The 22,283-nt window shown below is 74.0% G+C and carries 20 protein-coding genes and 1 riboswitch; of the genes, 10 read left to right on the forward strand and 10 right to left on the reverse strand.

Annotated elements, in window-relative coordinates:
* Positions 1 to 47: 47 nt before the first annotated feature.
* The gene (locus NRK68_RS28195) at positions 48 to 1,019 is read left to right on the forward strand and encodes a virginiamycin B lyase family protein (protein WP_257857117.1); all 972 of its coding nucleotides are present in this window, start codon (positions 48 to 50) and stop codon (positions 1,017 to 1,019) included.
* 5 nt (positions 1,020 to 1,024) lie between these two features.
* Here NRK68_RS28195 and NRK68_RS28200 read toward each other — a convergent pair whose 3' ends face one another.
* Both NRK68_RS28200 and NRK68_RS28205 read right to left on the reverse strand, forming a co-directional pair.
* A complete protein-coding gene (locus tag NRK68_RS28200) occupies positions 1,025 to 1,675 on the reverse strand; it encodes a DedA family protein (RefSeq protein WP_373023867.1) in 651 nt (216 codons plus the stop codon).
* On the reverse strand, positions 1,672 to 2,448 hold the full coding sequence (locus tag NRK68_RS28205) for an MBL fold metallo-hydrolase (protein WP_183063859.1): 777 nt from the start codon (positions 2,446 to 2,448) through the stop codon (positions 1,672 to 1,674). Before NRK68_RS28205 ends, NRK68_RS28200 begins: the two co-directional genes overlap by 4 nt.
* 141 nt (positions 2,449 to 2,589) lie before the next feature.
* Here NRK68_RS28205 and NRK68_RS28210 point away from each other — a divergent pair, with 141 nt between their 5' ends.
* The 5 genes from NRK68_RS28210 to NRK68_RS28230 all read left to right on the forward strand — a co-directional run bounded on the left by NRK68_RS28210 (position 2,590) and on the right by NRK68_RS28230 (position 10,073).
* Positions 2,590 to 2,994 (forward strand): hypothetical protein, encoded by a 405-nt coding sequence (locus NRK68_RS28210; RefSeq protein ID WP_183063860.1) that lies wholly within the window; start codon positions 2,590 to 2,592, stop codon positions 2,992 to 2,994.
* Between the two features lie 146 nt (positions 2,995 to 3,140).
* Complete coding sequence (locus NRK68_RS28215; RefSeq protein WP_257857118.1) at positions 3,141 to 5,471, forward strand: phage holin family protein; 2,331 nt, start codon at positions 3,141 to 3,143, stop codon at positions 5,469 to 5,471.
* A gap of 205 nt (positions 5,472 to 5,676) precedes the next feature.
* Positions 5,677 to 7,050, forward strand: a complete 1,374-nt coding sequence (locus tag NRK68_RS28220; RefSeq protein WP_183063861.1) for an amino acid permease — start codon at positions 5,677 to 5,679, stop codon at positions 7,048 to 7,050.
* A gap of 144 nt (positions 7,051 to 7,194) precedes the next feature.
* Complete coding sequence (locus NRK68_RS28225) at positions 7,195 to 8,256, forward strand: ATP-binding protein (protein ID WP_183063862.1); 1,062 nt, start codon at positions 7,195 to 7,197, stop codon at positions 8,254 to 8,256.
* On the forward strand, positions 8,253 to 10,073 hold the full coding sequence (locus NRK68_RS28230) for a vWA domain-containing protein (protein WP_183063863.1): 1,821 nt from the start codon (positions 8,253 to 8,255) through the stop codon (positions 10,071 to 10,073). The genes NRK68_RS28225 and NRK68_RS28230 overlap by 4 nt, the downstream gene beginning before the upstream one ends.
* Before the next feature lie 65 nt (positions 10,074 to 10,138).
* Here the strand turns inward: NRK68_RS28230 and NRK68_RS28235 are convergent, their stop codons facing one another.
* On the reverse strand, positions 10,139 to 11,737 hold the full coding sequence (locus tag NRK68_RS28235; protein WP_183063865.1) for an RNA polymerase sigma factor: 1,599 nt from the start codon (positions 11,735 to 11,737) through the stop codon (positions 10,139 to 10,141).
* A 216-nt stretch (positions 11,738 to 11,953) separates the two neighbouring features.
* Positions 11,954 to 12,715, reverse strand: coding sequence for a methyltransferase domain-containing protein (locus NRK68_RS28240; RefSeq protein ID WP_257857119.1), 762 nt, complete (start codon positions 12,713 to 12,715; stop codon positions 11,954 to 11,956).
* A 57-nt stretch (positions 12,716 to 12,772) separates the two neighbouring features.
* Positions 12,773 to 12,876, forward strand: a riboswitch (ZMP/ZTP riboswitch).
* A gap of 85 nt (positions 12,877 to 12,961) precedes the next feature.
* Between NRK68_RS28240 and NRK68_RS28245 the strand changes: the two genes are divergently transcribed.
* Positions 12,962 to 13,807 (forward strand): bifunctional 5,10-methylenetetrahydrofolate dehydrogenase/5,10-methenyltetrahydrofolate cyclohydrolase, encoded by an 846-nt coding sequence (locus NRK68_RS28245; RefSeq protein ID WP_257857941.1) that lies wholly within the window; start codon positions 12,962 to 12,964, stop codon positions 13,805 to 13,807.
* A gap of 202 nt (positions 13,808 to 14,009) precedes the next feature.
* Here NRK68_RS28245 and NRK68_RS28250 read toward each other — a convergent pair whose 3' ends face one another.
* Genes NRK68_RS28250 through NRK68_RS28260 form a run of 3 tightly spaced genes read right to left on the reverse strand, consistent with a single transcriptional unit; the run spans position 14,010 to position 17,261 of the window.
* Entirely contained in the window at positions 14,010 to 15,584 is a 1,575-nt protein-coding gene (locus NRK68_RS28250) for an NAD(P)/FAD-dependent oxidoreductase (RefSeq protein WP_257857120.1), read from the reverse strand.
* A 16-nt stretch (positions 15,585 to 15,600) separates the two neighbouring features.
* A complete protein-coding gene (locus tag NRK68_RS28255; protein ID WP_257857121.1) occupies positions 15,601 to 16,239 on the reverse strand; it encodes a toxin-antitoxin system, toxin component in 639 nt (212 codons plus the stop codon).
* Entirely contained in the window at positions 16,236 to 17,261 is a 1,026-nt protein-coding gene (locus NRK68_RS28260; RefSeq protein WP_257857122.1) for a hypothetical protein, read from the reverse strand. Before NRK68_RS28260 ends, NRK68_RS28255 begins: the two co-directional genes overlap by 4 nt.
* Before the next feature lie 258 nt (positions 17,262 to 17,519).
* On the opposite strand from NRK68_RS28260, the gene NRK68_RS28265 reads away from it, so the two are divergent.
* A complete protein-coding gene (locus tag NRK68_RS28265; RefSeq protein ID WP_046779909.1) occupies positions 17,520 to 17,936 on the forward strand; it encodes a hypothetical protein in 417 nt (138 codons plus the stop codon).
* On the opposite strand, the gene NRK68_RS28270 is transcribed toward NRK68_RS28265, so the two are convergent.
* Together NRK68_RS28270 and NRK68_RS28275 are read right to left on the reverse strand one after the other, a co-directional pair.
* Complete coding sequence (locus tag NRK68_RS28270; RefSeq protein WP_183063870.1) at positions 17,922 to 18,716, reverse strand: helix-turn-helix domain-containing protein; 795 nt, start codon at positions 18,714 to 18,716, stop codon at positions 17,922 to 17,924. The genes NRK68_RS28265 and NRK68_RS28270 overlap by 15 nt on opposite strands.
* Positions 18,717 to 18,763: 47 nt before the next feature.
* Positions 18,764 to 20,560, reverse strand: a complete 1,797-nt coding sequence (locus NRK68_RS28275; RefSeq protein WP_257857942.1) for a hydroxysqualene dehydroxylase — start codon at positions 20,558 to 20,560, stop codon at positions 18,764 to 18,766.
* 173 nt (positions 20,561 to 20,733) lie between these two features.
* Here NRK68_RS28275 and NRK68_RS28280 point away from each other — a divergent pair, with 173 nt between their 5' ends.
* On the forward strand, positions 20,734 to 21,039 hold the full coding sequence (locus tag NRK68_RS28280) for a 4a-hydroxytetrahydrobiopterin dehydratase (RefSeq protein ID WP_030649609.1): 306 nt from the start codon (positions 20,734 to 20,736) through the stop codon (positions 21,037 to 21,039).
* A complete protein-coding gene (locus tag NRK68_RS28285; protein WP_257857123.1) occupies positions 21,039 to 21,803 on the forward strand; it encodes a class I SAM-dependent methyltransferase in 765 nt (254 codons plus the stop codon). The genes NRK68_RS28280 and NRK68_RS28285 overlap by 1 nt, the downstream gene beginning before the upstream one ends.
* A gap of 53 nt (positions 21,804 to 21,856) precedes the next feature.
* Here the strand turns inward: NRK68_RS28285 and NRK68_RS28290 are convergent, their stop codons facing one another.
* Positions 21,857 to 22,282: an RICIN domain-containing protein gene (locus NRK68_RS28290; protein WP_046779912.1), complete on the reverse strand. Its 426-nt coding sequence runs from the start codon at positions 22,280 to 22,282 to the stop codon at positions 21,857 to 21,859.
* Position 22,283: the final 1 nt, after the last annotated feature.

Consider the following 22,283-nt stretch of genomic DNA (forward strand, 5'->3'; position numbering starts at 1 on the left):
GGCGGGGGTAGGCACCGGGCCGACCGTCCAGATCAGGTGGGTGAGTCGTGGAACGCAAGACGGCCGAAACGCGAACGATCGATCCCCCGGCTCCCGCGGGCCGCGCCGCCGCCCGCCGGTGGTCCCGTCGGCTGGCCGCCGCCGTGGGACTGCTGGTCCTGTGCGCGCTCCCGGTGGCGGCGGCGGGTGCCGCGCAGCCCGGCGCCGCCGGCTCGCCCGCCGGTCCGCCCCTGTACGTCTCCGACTACGGCAACAACCGCGTGGTCACCCTTCCCGCGAACGGCGGAGACCAGAGCACCGTGCCCCTCGACGGCCTGGTGCGGCCGACCGGCCTCGCCTGGGACGCGGCGGGCCGGCTCTACGTCTCCGACACCGGCAACAACAGGGTGGTCGTCCTGCCCCCGGACGGCGGGGAACAGTCGGTCGTTCCCGCGGGGGACCTCTCGCGACCGCTGGGACTGGCTGTCGACCCGGCGGGGAACCTCTTCATCGCCGACAGCTTCAACGACCGGATCGTGCGGGTGGCCGCGGACGGGAGCGGCCCCGCCGTCGTCCCCACCACCGGCCTGCTGCACCCCTGGGGGCTGGCGGTCGCGCCCGACGGGGGCCTGTACGTCTCCGACTTCGTCAACGACCGTGTGGTGAAGGTGGCCGCGGACGGCAGCGGCCAGACCACCGTGGCGACCGCCGGGCTCTCCCAGCCGACCGGGCTGGCCCTGAACGCCGCCGGTGACCTCTACGTCGCGGACAGCGGCAACAACCGCGTCGTGAAGGTGCCCGCCGGCGGGGGCCCGCAGACCACCGTGCCCACCACCGGCCTGAGTTCGCCGCTGGGCCTCGCGCTCGACGGCGCCGGCCGCCTGTACGTGGCCGACGGCTTCAACAACCGTGTGGTGCGGGTCCGGGAGACCGGCGGCGAACAGGTCACGCTCCCCTCCACCGGCCTCAACACACCGACCGGCCTCGCCTTCCCGCCCCCGGCCGCCCGCCCGCCCCACGGCCCCGCGCGCACCTCCTAGGACCGTCAGGACCGTCGCAGGCGGCGGAAGACCGCCGGGGCCGCGCTGATCAGCAGGGTCAGGGCGACCGCCACGGCCACGCCCTTCCACGGCTCCGAGAAGAGCGAGCCGCCCAGGATGCCGATCAGCCCGTACGTGGCCGCCCACGCCAGGCACGCAGGACCGTCGCCGCGGGCGAACCGGCGCAGCGGCAGCTCCGCCAGCAGGCAGGCCAGCATCACCGGGATCCGTCCCGCCGGGACCAGCCGGGAGAGCACGAGCACCATGACCCCGTGCTCGTCCAGCTGGGTCTGCGCCTGCTCCAGCCGCTCGGGCGTGGCCCGGGCGCGCAGCCCCTCCAGCCGGCGCGAGCCGTTGCGCGAGCGCACCCCGCGCCGGCCGAGCCAGTACAGCGCCAGGTCCCCGGTGAAGGCCGCCATCGCCGACACCGCGACCACGAGCAACACCCCGTACGGCGGCCACTGGTGATGGAAGGCCACCACCGCCGCCGAACTCACCAGCGCCCCCGTGGGAATCACCGGGACCAGCGCACCCACGGCCACCAGCACGAACAACGCCGGGTAGCCCACCGCCCGCTGGGTGGTCTCCGGCGGCACCTGGCCGGCCCCCGCCGCTGCCGCCGCCACGGCCACCGCGGTGAGGTCGCGCAGCGTCACGGCAGCCGCACCCGCTCACCGTGCCCCGGTACCCGCACGGTCACCTTCGGCGCGGACTGCCGCGCCTGCCGCTCGAACTCCTCGCCCGGCGCGTGGAACTCGTGCGGCCGCACCGCGTCCAGCCCCACCGGCCAGTACGTCCCGTAGTGCACCGGCACCGCAGCCGCCGGCGCCAGCCGCGCCAGCGCCCGCGCCGCCCGCGCGGCGTCCAGGTGCCCGGGTCCCAGGTACGGCCCCCAGCCGCCCACCGGCAGCAGTGCCACGTCCACCGGCCCCACCTCCTCGGCCATCGTGTCGAACAGCCCGGTGTCCCCCGCGAAGTACGTCCGCGCGGCGCCCAGGACCACGTAGCCGAGCGCCGGCGCCAGGTGCGGTCCGAACGGCAGCCGCCGCCCGTCGTGCCGGGCGCTGACCGCCCGGACCCGTACCCCGCCCGCCACGCGGACCTCCTCGCCCGGCGCGGTCTCCGTCACCACCAGCCCGCGCAGCCCGGCCAGCCGGGCCAGACCCGGCACCGCCCGCCGCGCCCCGCGCGGCACCACGAGCCGGGTCCCGGGCGCGAGCCGCCCCAGCGACGGCAGGTGGAGGTGGTCCGCGTGCAGGTGGGACACCAGCACCACGTCGGCCACCGCCGCCTCGGGCGGCGGGAGCGCCCCGCGGCGGCGCCGCAGGTGCGCGAGCCGCCGCGCGAACAGCGGGTCCGTCAGCAGCCGCACCCCGGAATCCTCGACGGTGCACGTCGCATGGCCCCACCAGGTGATGTCCACCGGCACCAGGCACTCCCTCCCTCGCCGTCCCGCCAGCCTCGGGGTGTCCTCCCCATCATGCCGGGCCGACGGCTCCCGCCACCGCGCGGGAACCAGAACCGGGCAGCCCCTCCTCTCGGGCGGCGGATCGGAGTAGGGTCCGGCGGCATGGAAGAGTTGCGCGTGGCCGCGATCGCCAGCCTGGCCCCGCTCGAAGACCTGGACGCCGACCCCTTCGCCGTGGACACCCGCGGCCAGCAGGCCGTGTGCGCGCGCTGGGCCGCCGACCGCGGCTATGTCGTGACCAAGCAGCTGCTGGTCTACGGGATGCGCGCGGACCACTGCGGGTTCTGGTCCGAGATATCCACCGGGCGGGTCGACCTGTTCGTCGCCGCCAACCACCGGGTCCTGGCCCGGGCGCTGCACTGCGTCGAGGAGTTCACCGCCGAGTGCGAGCGGCGCGGTGTACGCCTGGAGACCGCCGGGGGCGAAGAGCCCCGGTACACCTCCGCGATGAAGGCCGAGGTCCATCGCCGGCTGTCCATGCCGACCGCCGGCTACGACGGCACCTGACGGCGCCGCCACGCCCCCGCGGCGCGCCCCCCCGGCACCGCCCCGCACCCCTCGGCCCACGCCTCCCCGCCCCGTAGGCCGTCGCCCGGCCGGGCCGCCCGCGCTGTGCGAGCCTGGAGGCGGGAGACGACCCAGGGGGTGGCACGGTGCGGCGACGACGGTGGCGGAGCACGGGCAACGCCCTGGTGCGGGTGATCCTCGTCTGGGCGGTGTCCACCCTCACGATGCTCGCCCTGGCCGGGATCCTCCCGGACTTCCGGCTGCAGTCCGACGACGGCGACAGCATCACCCGGATCGGCCTGACCGCGGCCTGGGGCGCCGGAGCCTTCGCCGTGCTGAGCGCCGTGGTCTGGCCCGTGCTCGTCCGGGCCCTGCTGCTCGTGCCCGCCCTCGTGCTCGGGCTGCTCGTCTTCTTCCTGAACGGCTCGCTGCTGCTGCTCGCGCTCCGGCTGATCCCCGACGGGCGGGGCGAGGCCGCCCCCGAGACCGCGGTCGTGGTGGCCGCAGTGATGTCCGCCGTGGCCTCCGCGACCTCCACCGCCCTCACGGTGCGCGACGACGAGGCGTACCGGCGCAGGCTCTACCGGCTGGCCGACCGCCGCCGACGGCGAGGGCAGGGCCGGGGGGCGGCGCCCCGGACCGGGCCGGCCACGCCCGGGCTGGTGGTCGTCCAGCTCGACGGGGTCGGCTACGAGGTGCTGCGCGATGCCTGCAACAGCGCGCTGATGCCCACCGTCGCCGGCTGGCTGGAGCGCGGCCACCGCGTCACCTCCTGGCGTACGGACTGGTCGAGCCAGACCGGCGCCAGCCAGCTCGGCATCCTGCACGGCTCCGCCTTCGACGTGCCCGCCTTCCGCTGGTACGAGAAGGACACCGGCGAGGTGATGGTCTGCAACCGGCCGACCAGCGCCGCGGAACTCCAGCGGCGGGCCGTCGCGCGCACCGGCGACGGCGGGCTGCTCACGCTCGACGGCGCCAGCCGGGGCAACCTCTTCAGCGGCGGCGCGGACCAGCTGGCGCTCGTGCTGTCGGTCTCGGCGCGGCGCGGCCGGGCCAATCGGTCCCGCGCCGGCTACTTCGCGTACTTCTCCGACCCGGCCAACGCCGTCCGCACGGCCCTGTCCTTCGTCGCCGACACGGTCCGCGAGATCGTCCAGTCGCTGCGGGCACGGATCCGCGGGGACCGGCCCCGGGTCTCGCGCGGCGGGCTCTATCCGCTGATCCGGGCCTTCGCGACCGTCGTCGAACGGGACGTGGTCGTGGCGGCCGTGATCGGCGACATGCTCGCGGGACGCACCGTCGTCTACGCCGACCTCGTCGCCTACGACGAGGTCGCGCACCACTCGGGGCCGCGTGGCCGGGACACCGACCAGGTGCTGGAACGCCTCGACCGCAGCCTCGCGCTGATCGCCCGGGTCGCCGAGCACGCGCCCCGCCCGTACCGGATCGTGCTGCTCTCCGACCACGGGCAGAGCCCGGGGGAGACCTTCCTGGCCCGGTACGGGCTGACCCTGAAGGACCTGGTGCGGGCGGGCTGCGGACTGCCCGTGTCCCGCAGGGCGGGCGGTACCCGCAGCGGGGCCGAGGCCCGCGCGGCGGTGCTCGCGGCCCTCCACCGGCCGGTGGAGGAGGACGAGGAGGCGCTGCCGGGGCCGGGTTCCGACCCGGTGGTGCTGGCCTCCGGCAACCTCGCGCTGATCTCCTTCCCGGACATGCCCGGCCGGGCCTCCCGGGCCCGGATCGAGCGTGCGCACCCCGCGCTGCTGGCGACCCTGGCGAACCATCCGGGTGTGGGCTTCCTGCTGGTGGACGGGGTGGTGCTGGGCCCGGGCGGGGCCGAGGCCCGGCTGGACGTGCCGGGTGCGGCGGAGGAGCTGCTCGCGGCCTTCGGCCCGGGCGCGGCCGCGGCCGTCCGCCGGACCGACTCCTTCCCGCACGTGGCCGACATCATGGTCAACTCGGCGTACGACCCGGACACGGGCGCGGTGCACGCCTTCGAGGAGCAGATCGGCTCGCACGGCGGCCTGGGCGGCGAGCAGGCCCGCCCCTTCCTCCTCTGGCCCACGGACCTGTCGGACCCGGGCGAGGACCTGACCGGCGCGGAAGCGGTGCACGGCGTCCTACGACGCTGGCTGGCCGAAACGGACGGTCCCCAGATCCCGCTGTCCGAGCCCGACCCCCTGCCCGAGCCCGGTTCCGCGCCGGAGCCCGCGCCCGGGCCCGGGTCCGTGCCGGAGCCCGTGGCCGCGCCCGCGCCTGTGCCCGAGCCCGAGCCCTGGCCCGGGTCCGTGCCGGAGCCCGCGGCGCCGGTCGCGGCGTTCGGCGAGGCCTCGGAACGGCCGCGTACTGCGCCCGCCGGGGAGACCGGGGCCGCTCGTGGGCTCCTCCGTCCGGAGGCCGGCGGCTGCGGCGCCGGCGCCGGGGCCGCGGGGGCGGGCGAACCGCCCGGGGACGGCTTGGCGGCTCCGGGCGGGTGACCGCCCGCGGCCCCCCGCAGGGCCGGGGGCGCGGGTCCCGCGTGAGGCGCCGGAGGATTCACCGCCGGAAGGCCCGATCGGCGGAATCCTTCCTTCCGATGGCTTGCCCGCGCGGGACGAAACCCGCTGATTTGGTGCGTCCCGCACGGTGGCCGACCATGTGTCGACCCGCCCACCATGTGAGACGACCCGAGGCGCACCACCGATGACCAGCACCGCAGCCCTGCCCGCAGAGACCACCGCACCCCCCGAGCAGGGCCGCGACCCCCATGCCCGACGCTTCGGACTGCCCATCGCGACCTGCCTGGTCATGGGCAACATCATCGGCGGCGGAATCTTCCTCCTCCCCGCCTCCGTCGCCCCCTTCGGCACCATCAGCCTCGTCGCCTTCGCGGTCCTCACCCTCGGAGCCATCGCCCTCGCGCTCGTCTTCGGCCGCCTCGCCCACCGGCACCCGCAGACCGGCGGTCCGTACGTCTACGCCCGCGCCGCCTTCGGCGACTTCGCCGGCTTCCTCGCCGCCTGGAGCTACTGGATCACCTCCTGGGTGTCGAACGCGGCCCTCGCCGTCGCGTCGGTCGGCTACCTCTGCGTCCTCTTCCCCGCCATCGGTGAGCACAAGTGGTCCATGTGCCTGGCGGCCCTGGCCATGCAGTGGCTCCCGGCGCTCGCCAACCTGGCCGGCACCCGCTACGTCGGCGCCGTCCAACTCGTCGCCACCGTGCTGAAGTTCGCCCCGCTGCTGCTGGTCGCCGTGGGCGGGCTGTTCTTCTTCGACCCGGCCAACCTCGGCCCCTTCCAGGCCACCGGCCAGAGCCCCGCCGGCGCGCTCTCCGCCTCCGCGGCCATCCTCCTCTTCAGCTACCTCGGCGTGGAATCGGCCGCCGTCAGCGCCGGGGAGGTCCGCGACCCCGCCCGCAACGTCGGCCGCGCCACGATCCTCGGCACCGCCGGTGCTGCCGTCGTCTACCTGCTGGGCACCCTCTCCGTCTTCGGTCTCGTCGCCCATGAGAAGCTCGTCGCCTCCGAAGCCCCCTTCACCGACGCCGTCAACGCCATGTTCGGCGGCACCTGGGGCGGCACGCTCGTCGCCTGCGCCGCCGTGATCTCGATGGCCGGCGCCCTCAACGGCTGGACCCTGCTCAGCGCGCAGACCCCGTACGCCGCCGCCAAGGACGGGCTCTTCCCGCGGGCCTTCGAGAAGAAGCAGCGCGGTGTCCCGGTGGTCGGCGTCGTCGTCACGACCTCCCTGGCCTCCGCCCTGACCGTCTACAACTACACGGCCGGCTCCGAGGGCGTCTTCGAGATCCTGGTCCTCGTCACCACCTTCACCGCGACCGTCCCCTACCTGCTCTCCACCGCCGCGCAGATCTACTTCCTGCTCTCCGGCCAGGGCGAGCGCGTCCAGCGGGGACGCCTGGTCCGCGACGGCGCCCTCGCCGTCCTGGCCTTCGGCTTCTCCATGTGGCTGGTGGCCGGCTCCGGATACGCCGCCGTCTACCAGGGCGTGCTCTTCCTCTTCGGGGGCGTCGCCGTCTACGCCGTCATGGCGGCCCGCAGGCAGCGCTCGGCCGGCTGACCCGCGGGGCGGTACGGCAGACGGGCGGGACGGGTGCCGGGCCCGGCCTGGCGGGAAAACCGGATGCCGGGCGGTGCGCGGTGCGTCCACACTGGCCGCACCACACCGCCCCACACCGGCCCCACCCGAAGGACGTTCCCGCCCGTGCAGGCTGCCGTAACCGTCACCCCCGCCCAGATCCCCGAACTGCTGCTCGGCCTCGCCACCGTGCGGCCCGTTTTCCTCTGGGGGGCGCCCGGTATCGGGAAGTCCTCGCTCGTAAGGAAGTTCGCCGACTCCCTGGGCCTGGAGTGCGTCAGTCTCCTCGGCACCCAGCTCGCCCCCGAGGACCTGATCGGCGTTCCGCAGATCCGTGACGGCCGCTCCGTCTTCTGCCCGCCGGAGGCCATCGCCCGCGACGAGCCGTACTGCCTCTTCCTCGACGAGCTCAACGCGGCGAGCCCGGATGTGCAGAAGGCCTTCTACTCGCTGATCCTCGACCGCCGGATCGGCTCCTACGAGCTGCCCGCCGGCTCCATCGTCATCGGCGCCGGCAACCGGGCCACGGACAACGCGCTGGCCCGGCCCATCGCCTCCGCCCTGGTCAACCGCCTCACCCACGTCCACCTCCAGGCGTCCGCGCAGGACTGGCTGGTGTGGGCCGGCGAGCACGGCATCCACCCGTGGGTCACCGACTACCTCACCGACCGCCCCGATCACCTCTGGTCGCAGCCGCCGAAGACCGAGGAGCCCTTCTCCACCCCGCGCTCCTGGCACATGCTCTCCGACGCCCTGCACTCCTTCGGGGCGGAGCTGGACGAGCAGACCCTCAAGGTCGTCGCGCACGGCACCCTCACCCCCGCGCACGCCGTCTCCTTCTGCGGCTACGCCAAGATCGTCCGCCACACCTTCGGTATCGAGGCCATCCTGAAGGGCGACGCCTCCTGGCCCGCCCGGCTCCAGGACCGCGACCTGCTCTTCTACCTCGCGGAAGCCTTCCGGGGCCGTCTGCTCAAGGAGCTCCCGGCGCAGAAGGAACACGTCTCGCCCGCCCTGCGCCAGCACACCCACCGCTTCAAGTCGCTCCTGGTCCAGCTCGCCGAGATCTCCGTCGAGGTCGCCCAGACCGTCATCGCCGACGACGCCGACGGCCTGCCCGTGCTGCCCGGCTGGTTCCTGATCGAGGCGGCCCGCGACATGCCCCGGCTGGTCGAGGCCCGCCGGTGACCCGGAGCGGAAAGGCCCGGGCGAAGGCCGCCGCAAAGCCCGATCCGGCCGCCCAGGCCTTCGCCGAGGGCCTGGCCCTGGTCAAGCAGAACGCGGCACTCGGCGCCCTCGACGGCAAGGTCTGCCGCGAGCCCGGATGCAAGGAGGCCCCGGCCGGCGGACTGGCCGCCGTCACCTCCAACGGCGTCGTCCACGTCCACCCCACCCGGCGGGCCGAGCCCCGTGAGTGGGCCTGGGCGCTCGCCCACGCCCTGCTCCACCTCGGCTTCGGCCACGTCCCCGCCGCCCAGGACGAGGACCGGGCCCAGCCGGATGCGTTCGACCTCGCCGCCCGCTGCACGGTCGTCAACCGCTTCCTGCTGACCTTCCCGGTCGGCCGCGCCCCCGACCACCTGCCCGCCGCGTACCCCGGCGGCGACGAGGACGAGCTCGCCGCCCGGTGGCGCCGCGACGGCATCCCCGCCGCGTACGAGCACTGCGGCACCGCCGGGCGCGGCCCCGACCAGATCCTGACCACCTGGCGCAGCTGGAGCGGATCCGCCGTCCCCGACTGGCAGACCGCCTTCGCCGCCGCCCTGACCCGCAGTGTCTCCACGGCCATGGACGTGGCCGGCGGCCGCCGCGACCGGACCACCGGCGAGTTGGTGGAGCAGCGTCCCTGGGACCGGGCCCTGAACTGGTTCGTGTCCTCCTACCCGCTCCTCGGCGGGCTCGCCGCCGGCCTGACCGTCGTCGCCGACGCCGAGCTGGCCCGCGCCCAGGACATCGCCGTCGCCGCCGTCAGCGCCGCCGCCGGGGAGATCTACATCAACCCGCTGCGCAGCTTCGAGGACGAGGAGTGGCGGTTCATCCTGGCCCACGAGATGCTGCACGCGGCCCTGCGCCACGGCGAGCGCCGCGGTGCCCGCGATCCGTACCTGCACAACGTCGCCGCCGACTACGTGGTCAACGACTGGCTGGTGGAGATGCGGATCGGCAGCATGCCGGAGGGGCTGCTGCACGACCCGGCGCTGCGCGGGCTCTCCGTCGAGGAGGTCTACGACCGGATCACCACCGACCTGCGCCGGATGCGGCGCCTGGCCACCCTGCGCGGCAAGGGCGTCGGGGACATCCTGGGCGAGCCGCTCGCGCACCGTGCGGGGCGCCCGTACACGGACCTCGACGAGTTCTACCGGCGCGGCCTCGTCCAGGGCTTCGACCTGCACGTCCGCGGCGGGCGCGGCCTGCTGCCGGCCGGGCTCGTCCAGGAGATCCGGGCCCTCGCCCACCCGCCGGTGCCCTGGGACGCCCGGCTCGCCCGCTGGTTCGACGAGTACGTGCCGAGGCCGGAGGCCGTACGTTCCTACGCCCGCCCGGCGCGCCGCCAGGCCTCGACCCCGGACATCCCGCGCGCGGGCCGGTACTTCCCGCCCGAGGAGACCGCCCGCTGCACCTTCGGCGTGGTCCTGGACACCTCGGGGTCGATGAACGCCGCCCTGCTCGGCAAGGCGCTGGGCGCGATCGCTTCGTACGCCGAGGCCCGCGACGTACCGGCGGCGCGGGTCGTGTTCTGCGACGCGGCGCCGTACGACGCGGGCTACGTGCCGCCGGCCGAGATCGCCGGCCGGGTCCGGGTCCGCGGCCGCGGCGGCACCGAGCTCCAGCCGGGCATCGACCTGCTCCAGCGGGCCGAGGACTTCCCGCCGACGGCGCCGCTCCTGGTGATCACCGACGGCTGGTGCGACACCCTGCGCATCCGCCGCGAACACGCCTACCTGATCCCCCAGGGCGCCTCCCTCCCCTTCACCCCGAAAGGCCCGGTCTTCCGCCTCACCTGACGGCCGTCACGACGAAGCCCCCGCATCGCCGGGCGGCGGTGCGGGGGCTTCGTACGGGAGCCGGATCAGTCGAGGTAGTCGCGCAGGACCTGCGAGCGCGACGGGTGGCGGAGCTTCGACATGGTCTTCGACTCGATCTGGCGGATGCGCTCACGGGTGACCCCGTACACGCGGCCGATCTCGTCGAGGGTCTTCGGCTGGCCGTCGTTGAGGCCGTAGCGCATCGAGACCACGCCCGCCTCGCGCTCCGAGAGCGTGCCCAGGATCGACTGGAGCTGCTCCTGGAGGAAGGTGAACGAGACCGCGTCCGCCGGCACGACCGCCTCGGAGTCCTCGATGAGGTCACCGAACTCGCTGTCGCCCTCCTCACCCAGCGGGGTGTGCAGGGAGATCGGCTCGCGGCCGTACTTCTGGACCTCGATGACCTTCTCGGGGGTCATGTCGAGTTCCTTGCCCAGCTCCTCCGGAGTGGGCTCCCGGCCGAGGTCCTGGAGCATCTGGCGCTGCACGCGGGCGAGCTTGTTGATGATCTCGACCATGTGGACGGGGATGCGGATGGTGCGCGACTGGTCGGCCATGGCACGCGTGATCGCCTGCCGGATCCACCAGGTCGCATACGTGGAGAACTTGAAGCCCTTGGTGTAGTCGAACTTCTCCACGGCGCGGATCAGGCCGACGTTGCCCTCCTGGATCAGGTCCAGGAAGAGCATGCCGCGGCCGGTGTAGCGCTTGGCGAGGGAGACCACGAGACGGAGGTTGGCCTCCAGCAGGTGGTTCTTCGCCCGGCGGCCGTCCTCGACGAGGATCTCCAGCTCGCGCTTGAAGGCGGGCTTGTGGTCCTCCTCCTCTTCGAGCTTGTACTCGGAGAAGAGACCGGCCTCGATGCGCTTGGCGAGCTCGACCTCCTGCTCGGCGTTGAGGAGCGGCACCTTGCCGATCAGCTTCAGGTAGTCCTTGACCGGGTCGGCGGTGGCACCGGCCACCATGACCGTCTGCGCCGGGGCGTCGTCCTCGTCCTCGTCGGACAGCACGAAGCCCTGGGCACCGGCCTTGGGGGCCTCCTCCTCGGCCTCGTCGACGAGGTCCTCCGCGGCCCAGTCCTCACCCTCGACGACCGGGTTCTCGCCCTCGTCGGCGTCCTTGGCGCTGGTCTTCTTCGCCGCCGCGGTCTTCTTCACGGCGGTCTTCTTGGCGGCGGTCTTCTTGACCGTGCGCTTCTTCGGCTCGGCGGCGGCCTCGGCCGGCGCCGCCGCCTCCGCAGCCGCGGCGGCCGACGGAGCGGATATCGCCGAAGCCGTGGACGTGACGGTGGTGGCCGCGGCGGTGGCCGCGGTCTTGCGCGCACCGATGGGGCGCGGCGCGGCGGCGGCCTTCTTGGCCACGGTACGGGCGGGGGCGGCGGCAGCCTTGCGGGGCTTCTTCGCGGCAGCCTTGGTGGCGGGGGCCGCGCTGACGTGAAGGGCGACACCCTCCTCGTCGAGGACCTGGTTCAGGCTGCGCAGGACCCGCTTCCACTGGTCCACCGGGATGCGGCCGGCCTCGAAGGCCTGGCGCACGTCGTCACCGTTGATGTGACCCTGCTCGCGGCCGCGCTCGACGAGCGCGACGAGGGCCTCGGATTCGGCGATCTCCGGAGGGAACGTACGGGACGGGCTGAGCGACACAAGGAGCCTCTCGTTGCGAACAGACAAAGGGGTGGGCGGGACATCATCGCGCGAACTCGGGAAACAGACCCGAGGGGGGTCTGTATTCCGGGCCGCGCGAGGACACCTGTCGGTTCATCGCCTGCCCGAGTCGATTCGTTACGCGCTGAATTGAGTGACCTGCGCCACGCTACGACCGGGCAACCGGATCGGGCGTGGATCCGTCGGCCCCCCGCGTCAGTCGGATTTGCGGGCTTCGATGAGAAAACGGGCGGTATGCGCGACGAAGGGGCCGTCGCGCTCGATCCGTTCGTGCAGCTCGCGCAAGCGGTCCCGGTACTGCCCGACCGTGAAGCCGGGCACCATCCAGATCACCTTCCGCAGGAAGTAGATCACGGCTCCGATGTCGTGGAACTCGGTGCGCAGCCGTTCCGAGCGCAGGTCGAGGACCTCCAGACCCGCCTTCGCGGCGTCGGCGGCGGCGTCGTCGGGATGCCGGGCGCGCCGGACCTCCTCGGGCTGGGGCCCGAGAAAATATTCGACGAGTTCGAAGACGCTCGCCGGGCCGACCTGCTGCGAGAGGTACGTGCCGCCGGGTGTCAGCACCCGGGCGATCTCGTCCCACCAGATGGTCACCGGGTGCCGGCTGGTCACCAGCTCGAAGGCCTCGTCCCCGAAGGGCAGCGGCGGCTCGTCGGAGTCCGCGACCACCACCGCGCCCAGCGGGTGCAGCAGCCGGGTCGCCCGCTCGATGTTGGGCGGCCAGGACTCCGTGGCCGCCATCAGGGGCGGCAGGGGCCCGGACCCGGCGAGGACCTCGCCGCCGCCGGTCTGGACGTCCAGGGCGGACCGGACCCGGGCCAGGCGGTCGGCCATCAGGCGCTGGTAGCCCCAGGAGGGACGCTGTTCGGTGGCCCGCCCGTCGAGCCAGGAGAAGTCCCAGCCGTCCACGGAGACGGACTCGGCCTCGGCGACAAGATGGTCGAAAGTACGCGTCATGCATCGATCGTCGCAGGTCGGGCGCCGGGCGACCACCGAATTGGTCGACTACAGTGGTCGGTGGGCCGTGACTGGCGTTCGGGTGGATCACCACCGGGGAGCGGCCCGGCGCACCCGAGGACCTCCGGTGGCGTCGACTGCCGCGCGCCTGGGCGAACCGCGAACCGCGACCGCGATCCGCAGCGACGTTCAGGAGATCCCGTGACGACTGCCCAGACCGCCCCCGCCGCCGGCACCGCCCGGCTGATGGACGGCACCGCCCTCGCCCGCCGCATCTCGGAGCGGACCGCCGCCCTCGCGGCGAAGATCACCGAGCGCACCGGCACCGCGCCCTGCCTCGCGACCGTGCTGGTCGGCGAGGACCCCGCCTCCGTCACCTACGTCCGCATGAAGCAGAACCGCTGCGCGAAGGCCGGGATCACCTCCCGCCACGTGGAGCTGCCGGCCTCGACCACCACGCAGGAGCTGGTCGCGGCGATCACGGCCCTCTCCGAGGACCCGGAGATCAGCGGCATCCTGCTCCAACACCCCGTCCCGCACCACATCGACGAGCGCGCCGCCTTCGAGGCCATCGCCCCCGGCAAGGACGTCGACGGCGTCACCATGCACTCCTTCGCGGCCATGGGCTTCGGCCTGCCGGGCTTCGTCTCCTGCACCCCGGGCGGCATCATGCGGCTGCTCGCCGAGTACGACGTGGACCTGACCGGCAAGCACGCCGTGGTCGTCGGCCGCAGCGCCATCCTCGGCAAGCCGGCCGGCATGCTGCTGCTGGAGCAGAACGCCACCGTCACCTACTGCCACTCCCGCACGCGGGACCTCTCCTCGATCGTGCGCCAGGCGGACGTACTGGTCGCCGCCGTCGGCAAGGCCGAGTTCATCCGGGGCGAGGACATCAAGCCGGGCGCGGTGGTCCTGGACGCCGGCTACAACGAGGGCAACGTCGGCGACGTCCACTTCGAGTCGGCGGCGGCCCGCGCCTCGCTGATCACGCCCGTGCCGGGCGGTGTCGGCCCGATGACCATCGCCGTCCTGCTGGAGCAGACGGTGCGGGCCGCGGCCGCGCAGGCCGGGCTGGACCTCGCGGACCTCTGAGCCGCCCCGCCCGTGACACCCGGCGCCCCGGACCCCGGTCCGGGGCGCCGCCCGTTTCTCGGTCCACCCCTCTCAGGCGCAAGGCGACCACCGGGGCCGGGTCCCGCTCCGGGTATGGATCCCCGGCCCAGCTCGGGAAGCTTGATCAGCAGCGCCAGGACCATCAGCGAGCCGGGCAGGAGGAGCAGCGCGGTCCCGCCGCTCATCGGGCCTGTCCGACGGGGTCGGCCGGGCCGACCGGATCGGCCGCCGGGCCGGTGGGGGCGGCGCTGCCAGTGCTGCCCCGGGCGCCGGATCCGCTGCTGCTGCTGCTGCTGCCGCTGCCGCTGCCGCTGCCCCCGGAGCCGGAGCCGGAGCCGCTGCCGGTGCGCGTGCCGGGCGCCGGGTCGAGCCCGGCGACGGCCCGCTCGGCGGCGGTGAGCGGCGGCGCCTTCAGTGCGCCCCGGTCGGAGGCGCGCATCACGTGCCAGACCACCGACGGGCGCAGCCAGTGGGTGGGCTCGACGCTCATGGTGAGGACGTTGAACAGGGCGGCGGTGAGCGCCTCGTCCGTGGTGGCTCCCGTCATCAGGCGGTTGACGTAGCCGTTGAGCACATTGGTGCCGGCGCGCGGCTTCATGCCGGTGGCGCCCGGATAGAGGATGTCCTGCGAGGTGGCGAGCTCCCAGGCGGTGGCGACCTGGGGCGCGATGACGCGCTGCGCCTCACGGCCGATCCCGGGATGGGCCAGGCCCTTGTCCCGCAGCAGGGTGCGTACGGCGAGCAGGCCCTGGGCGGCGACGGTCATGCCCTGCCCGTACAGCGGGTTGAAGGTGGCCACGGAGTCGCCGACGGCGAAGAAGCCGTCGGGCAGCTCGGCCTTCTCGAAGTAGACCCGGCGGTTGGCGGTGCCCTGGGTGACGGCGACGTCCGTGAGCGGCTTGCGGTGCTCCAGGAGCTCGCCGACGATCGGGTCGCGGACGGACTTGGCGAACGGGATGAACGCGTCGGGGTCGCCGGTGGGCTGGCCGCCGCGGGTGCCGGACAGGGTGGCCTGCCACCGGCCGTTCTCGATGGGCACGATCGTGGCGGTCTGCCCGGGCACGGGCACCCGGGGGTCGGACTGCACGTTGACGATGGGGAAGCCCATCTCGTGCGCGCCGGGGGGTGCCTCGAAGATCCGGGTCGCGTAGACGAGACCGGAGTCGACCTCGGCCTGCCGGATGCCGCTCACGCCGAGCGCCTGGAGCCAGGTCCGGGCCCGTGAGCCGCGGCCGCTGGCGTCGACCACGAGGTCCGCCGTCACCAGCCGCTCCTGCTCCTCGGGGGTGTCGACACGGACGCCGGTGACCCGGGCCGCCGTGCCTTCCAGACCGCGGACCCGGCTCCGCTGCAGGGTGGTCACCCCGGGCAGGCAGGTGACGCGGGCGCGGACCACGGAGTCGAGGAGGTCGCGGCTGCAGGAGATGTTGAACTGCTTCTCGCCGCAGCGCGGGATCCAGCCCTGGGCGGTCTTGGTGACCAGGTCGGTGGGCAGGCTGCGGCGGATGGCGCCGGCCTTGGTCCAGTCGTCGGTGATGCCGGGCAGGATCTTCTCGATGGCCCGGGCACCACCCGACCACAGCAGATGGGTGTGCCGGGCCTGGGGGAGTCCGCGGCGCGGGGCCGGCCCCTCGGGCAGCGGGTCGGCGTCGATGACGGTGACCGTGGCGTGCTCGGCGAGGACAGCGGCCGCGAGGAGGCCGGCCAGGCTGCCGCCTATGACGACGACGTGGCGGCGCGGGGAGGACTGGTTCATCGTGGCGGGCTCTCTGTCAGGGCCGTGCTGAGGGCATCGGCGTGAGGGATGCGGCGACTGGCTGGTGCTGGTCACGGCGTGGCACGGGGCTTCCCCAGCCGAGTGAGGACCTGATGCGCTCGATCGCCGCGGGGAACCGCTCCCGGGGCGACGGCAGGTAGGTGCGCAGGAGGGTGCCGAGGTACAGGCCGAAGGTTTCGGCGCGGATCTCCGCCGGGTCCTGCTGGTCGGCGCGTGCGGCGGCCTGCCGTACGACCGCCTCCAGCCCGGCGTCGGAGGCGAGCAGGTCGGCGAGGCGGCCGGGGCGGGCCTGTCCCGCCGGCCGGGCTGCCGCCGGCAGGCCCGGACCGACGCTGTCGCAGGTCCCCTCGTCCAGGTGCCACAGCTCGTGGCACGCGATGACGAGCTGGTGTTCGGGCCGGGTGTGCTCCTCGACGACGATCAGATCGACGTCGTCCAGTTCCAGCCACAGCCCGCTCGCGGTGCCGGGCGGGAAGGAGGCGAAGTGGAAGTCCACCCTCCGCTCTTGGCCGCGTCGTTCGGCGTAGGCGGCGCACAGCGCCCCGATGATCTCCGCGGCATCGGCCGGCGGCGTCAGGCGTGCGCCCTCCAGCAGTTCGAAGCCCAGCCGGCGCATGGCCCGTGTGGTCCTCATGGTGTTTCTCCCTCGGCGGCGGCGCCCTCGTCCGGCGTCCCGCCCTTCGTGCCCGGAACTCCGAGCTGCCCCTCGCGCGCGAGGAGGTCGTCCAAGTGGTCGGCCAGCGACTTCCAGCCCTGGGGCGAGAGCCGGCCGGCCCGCGTGACGATGCTCCGTACGTCGTGCGCACGCAGCACGGCCAGCATCGGGTTCTCCCGCTCCCGTTCCACGCACTCCAGTTCGCCCTCGATCAGCGCGAGAGCCGTGGCCAATGCCTCGGTGTCGTCGGCGAGCAGGAAACCGCCGTCGACACCGTAGAAGCGCTGGATCCCGGCGGCCGCGGCCAGGTTCGGCATGCCCTCGCCCTGGGCGAGGCGGGTCAACGACTGCCCGGACGCGTCGAAGGACCTGGCTATGGCCGTCAGTGAGTGGGCCTGGCCGTCCTGGCGCGGCCGGGTGCGCCGCAGGTGCTCGAACCGCTGGTGCACCTGCTCCTTCAGGGGGAGCCGGGGCGGCCGGCCGTCGAGGGTCTGCCGGACGGCCTGGGGGCTGATGCCGGTCAGGTACGAGAGGTGCTCCAGGTCGTCGCGGCCGTCCGAGACGGTGGTGACGGACAGGGCGAGCGCCCGCTCCACCGCGCTCTTGCTGTCGGCCAGCAGGAAGCCCGCGTAGACCCCGAAGAACCGCTGAACACCGGCCGCGTGCCCCATCCGCGGCAGCCCGGTGCCCGCGTTGAGCGGGCCCAGGGAGGCCCCGGGGGCGCCGAAGTCGTGGGCGATGGCCGCGAGCGGCCATTCCCGGCCGTGTTTGTCGCGACGGGTCGCGCGCAGCAGCCGGAACCGCCGGTGCACGCGCCGTTCCAGCGGCACTTCGGCGGACGTCCCCGCCACCACCCGCGGGATGCGGTGGGGTTCGACCCCGGACAGGTGGCTCAGCCGCCCCACCCCCAGCACCTCGGCCGGGTCCCGGCCGCACCGCTCCGCGAGGGCCGCGACACGCCGCCAGATCGCGGGGAGGTCGGGTCGGGCGGCGGCTCGCACCGGCGGAATCTCCATATGTCGACAAGGCGTTCGAGTGGATCGGGCTGCGTGAAGCCTAGCCCCCCACCCCCGGCCGAACCACGCGAACCCCAATGTTTCCTGCCACCCGCCTCAAAAACCGTTGGCATGACCTCGCAGGTAATCGACCCTGCGTGAGGGGGCGCGGCACAGTGGGGGCACCGGGTTCCGGGGCCGCGCACTCGGTTCCGGGGCCCGGCTCCCACCTGGCCGTTCGACCTCGACGGAGGCTGATTCCCCATGTCCGCGACCCTGCTCGCCGGTTTCGCCCGTACCGCCGTCCCGCAGCTCGCGCTGCGCCGCTTCCTCGCCCTCGACTCCGTCGTCACCACCGGCAACGGCCTCGCCTACGTCGCCTTCTCCGCCCCGCTGGGGCGGCTGCTCGGGGTCGGGCAGGAGCTGCTCCTGGCCCTCGGCGTCCTGCTCGTGCTCTACGGCGCCGCCGTCGGCGCGCTGGCCTCGCGCCGCCGGCCCCCGGCGCTCGCCGTGAAGGCCGTCGTCGAGACCAACTACGCCTGGGCCGCGCTCAGCCTGGTGGCCCTCGTCGTCTGGTTCTCGCCGACCGTCGCCGGGACCGTGTGGATCCCGGTGCAGGCCCTCACCGTCGCCGGCTTCGCCGTGCTCCAGCAGCTCGCCCTGCGCTCAGTCGCCGAGTGAGCGCAGGTACTTCACCGTCGCCGGGTCGGCCGGGAGCATGGTCTCGATGGCCAGCTCGGCGACGGTCACGTCCATCGGCGTGTTGAAGGTCGCGATGGACGAGACGAAGGACAGCAGGTGGCCGTCGTGCTCGATGACCAGCGGGAGCGCGATGTACGGGACCGGCTCGCGCCGCTCGCCGTCCCCGGTGCGTTCGGCCACCGGGTAGGAGGAGACCTCCTCGTACAGCGCGCGGAGCGGCTCGGACCGGGCCAGCGCGATCTGGCGTTCCATCTGGGCGAGCAGGTGCCCCCGCCACTGGGCGAGGTTGCGGATCCTCGGGGCGAGGCCCTCGGGGTGCAGGGTGATCCGCATCGCGTTCAGCGGCGGCGTCAGCAGGTGCTCCGGCAGGCCGTCGAGCAGCATCACGATGCCCCGGTTGGCGGCGACGACGTCGTACGTGGCGTCCACCACCAGCGCCGGATAGGGCTCGTAGCCGGTCAGCAGCCGCTCGATGCCCTCGCGCAAGGTCTCCATCGAGGGGTCGTCCAGCGCGGTCTGCGCGTAGCGCGGGGCGTAACCAGCCGCGAGCAGGAGGGAGTTGCGCTCCCGGACGGGGACGTCGAGGCGGTCTGCGAGCCGCAGCACCATCTCCTCGCTCGGCCGGGACCGCCCGGTCTCGATGAAGCTGATGTGCCGGGAGGAGGAGTCGGCGCGGCCCGCCAGCTCCAGCTGGCTGATGCCGCGCCGCTCCCGCCATGTGCGGAGCAGGGCGCCGACCGTGGGCGTGGAGGTGGTCATGGCCCCGACGGTAGCCGAGCCCGCCGGGCCCGGACCGCCCGCCGCGGTCAGCCGACATCGAAGACGTTGCACAGGCCGAGGCGGTACCGCCACAGGTCGTGCCGCTTGGCGGACTCCATCTCCGGCGCCCGGTACAGCGGCCGGACGGTGCACCGCGGAGCCGCCGAACCGTCACGGTCCAGCAGGCTGTTGACGGCCGCGCGGGCCGAGGCATTGGCCCCCTCCATCGTCGCCAGGTCGATGTCGACGGCGACGTAGTCCCCGCTGAGGAAGAAGTTCGGGACGCGCGTGCCGGCGCTCGGCCGGTTGCCGAGGGTGCCGACCGGGTGGATCAGCAGCTCGTCCTGGTTGGTGGGGTGCGGGGTGCCGAGCCCGTCCACGCCGGGGTCCAGGAACCACGAGTGCAGCTTCGAGTCCGACAGCAGGGTCCTCCCGGTGTCGTTGAGGGAGGCCTTCAGCTGCGCCCACACCTCGCGCGCCACCTCGTCGCGGGTGCACTGCTTGGCCGTCTTCCCGTACAGGATCCCGGGCCTGTCCCACTCGGAGATGTCCACCGACAGGCAGTCGACCGCCGCCCCGTCGCCGTAGTCGGCGGGGAAGTCCCGCGCCGGCCAGTGCTCGGCCTGCTGGATCGCGGTCAGCGACCAGGGCGAGTCGATGCAGTTGAGGTGGCCGTGAACCAGCGGGGCCCGTTCGGTGAGATAGAACTGGATGCCGGTCATCCAGTCCGTCCGGAGCCTGTCGCAGCGCCCCAGCATCGGATCGGCGGCCCGCAGCCCCGCGCTCCAGGTGCGGCGGGCGTGCTCGACGGGCAGGGCGCTGATGTAGTGGTCGGCGGTCACGGTGTGCCGGGCGCCGTCCGGGCCCTCGACCGCCACCCCGCTGACCCGGCCGCCGCCGTACTGCACCTCCCGTACCGTCCATCCGATCCTGAACTCCACGCCCAGGGAACGCAGATGGGCCTCCCAGGGGTCGATCCACGCCTCGTTGGTCGGCAGGTTGAGGATCCGGTCCGGCGGGCCGTCGGCCCCGCGGCCGAGCAGGTTGAAGACGAAGGCCTCGCCGAGAGTGCCGACCGTGCGGGTGGAGGCCTCCTCCGCCTTGGTCGCCACGATGTTGCGGGTGACGCCGACGGCCAGGATGCGCTGGTACTCGTTCGACATCTGCGCCGCCCGGGTGAACTCCCACCACGGCGTGTGCTCCCAGACCTCGGTCCGACGCTCGTCGCAGCTGGTCAGGAAGACGAGGACGCGGTTGACGAAGTACGCCGTCTCGTGCGGCGGCAGCCGGAAGAGGGTCTGCAGGAGGCCGGACAGGGCCCGCCGTACCTCGTCGGGGGTCAGGGCGGCGGGGGAGTGGCCGGGCCAGGGGATGGGGCCGCGCAGGTCCTCGCGGCCCCCGGCGCGGGCGAACATCATCTCGGGCGGGGCCACCAGGTTGTCCCACACGCCGTTGGTGTTCCCCGCGAAGGGGATGCGCCGCATCGTGTCGGGCAGGTTGTGGTAGATGCCGGGGATGAAGCGGAAGCCGTGCTCGGCCGGGAGTGCTCTGCGGCCGCCGCGGGCGCTGCCCGGTACGTCCATGCTGCGGGCCTTGCCGCCGAGCGCGCGGCGCTCGTGGACGGTGACGGCGTAGCCGCGCTCGGCGAGTTCGTGGGCCGCGGTCAGGCCCGCCACCCCGCCGCCGAGGACGGCGACGCGCCGGCCGTTCGGCGGGGGCGGCGCGGGCGGCGCGGCCGGCGCCGAGCCGGTCGCGGCGGCCGCGGCCGTCAGGGCCTGGGCCGACAGGGCCGCCGCGCCCGTGCCTGCGATGAACGTACGCCTGGAACTCCCGGAGCCGGCCATGGCGAATGCCCCCTCGTTACCGCTGGTAACAGTCACGTCGGCGCAGGAGCCTAGGGGGCGGGCGCCGGAGGCGGAAGGTGCAGAAGTACCCGAGCGCACTATGGCGCGAAAGGTTCGATCCGGCGTGCACTGTGGGAACCTTGACTACACGTCACGGGAAAGGGAGCCGGTGCATGCCGAGTGAACCGCTGTCGCAGAAGGAGATCGAGGACCGGTTGCGGGAACTCCCCGGCTGGGCCTTCGAGGACGACCGGATCATCCGTACCTACCGACTGGGCACGCATTTCGCGGCGAGCGCCCTGGTCGCCCACATCGCCTCCGTCCAGGAGGAGTTGAACCACCACTCCGATCTGACGCTCGGCTACAACACGGTGCGGCTCTCCGTCAACAGCCACGACGCCGGAGGTGTGGTCACGGAGACCGACTTCGCCCTCGCCGAGCGCGTCGAGTCCCTCGCCCCCGCCCACGGTGCGAGCTGATGACCACCCCGATAGCGACCGCGGGCCCGCTGCTCGACTACGACGCGGAGGCCGCGTTCTACGACGCCACCCGCGGCGGCACCCCGCGCGCCGAGGCCGCCGCCGCTGCGGTCCTCAGCCTCCTCCCGGCCGAGGTGGGCACCCTCCTCGACCTCGGCTGCGGCACGGGCATCGTCACCGCCCGCCTCAACCGCCCCGGACTGCGCGTCCTGGGCGCCGACGCCTCCCCCGGCATGGCCGGCGCGGCACTGCGCCGCGGCGTCCCCGTGGCCCTGGCCGACGCCGCCCGGCTGCCCGTGCGCTCGGGCTCCCTGGACGCGGTGAGCGCGGTGTGGCTGCTGCATCTGCTGCGGGAGCCCGGACTGGTGCCCGCGGTGCTCGCCGAGGCGGCCAGGGTGCTGCGGCCCGGCGGGGTCCTCGTCGCCTCCGTGGACAAGGACTCCGCGCACGACGTCGGCAGCGACATCGACGCCGTGTTCGCCGCGCACCTGACCCCGACCCCCTCGGACGCCTCCGGGGAGGTGGAGGCGCACGCGGCCCGGGCGGGCCTGCGCCCCGGCGGCGAGGCCCGCTTCACCGGACACGGCCAGGGCCGCACCCCCCGCGGCTCCGCAGAGGCGCTGCTGGCGGGACGGTACGCCTCGCGCATCGTCCCGCGCGGCATCACCGCCCGCGAGCTGGCGGCCCGGCTGGAGCTGCTGCCCGACCAGGACACCCCGCGCGCGGAGCCCACCTACCGCCTGCGGAGCTTCGTACGGGTGTGACGCGCGGGAGCCGGGTCCGAGCCGGGGCCGGGCCGGGGTCCGGGGCCCGGACGCTACGCGGGCTCCAGGCGCCACCACTGGGCCGGGGAGTCGGTGTCCTCGGCCTGCCGGACCCGGCCCTCCTCGTCGGCCTCCAGGAGCAGGCCGCTGATGCACGCGATCAGGGACACCACTCCGGGATCGTCGAGGTGCTCCTCGACGATCCACTCCTGTGCGCCGAAGGCGTTGGCCCGCCACACCTGCACCCGGGCGCCGCTGTCCGTCGACGCGTTCGCCACGTCGAGGCGACGCTCGTTGTCCTCGCTCACCACGTGGAAGATCCCGCCGCCGCTGTGCACCGGCGAGATCAGCCAGCGGCGGGCGGCCGCCGGAGCCGGCGGACCGTCCGGGCCGACGCGCACCCGGGAGGCGCCCTCCAGCTGGAGCACCAGCCCGCTGTCCACGTTACGGATCCGGTAGAGCCCTTGGGAAAGGTTCACC

This window comes from Streptomyces yangpuensis (genome assembly GCF_024666385.1).
Taxonomy (GTDB): domain Bacteria; phylum Actinomycetota; class Actinomycetes; order Streptomycetales; family Streptomycetaceae; genus Streptomyces; species Streptomyces yangpuensis.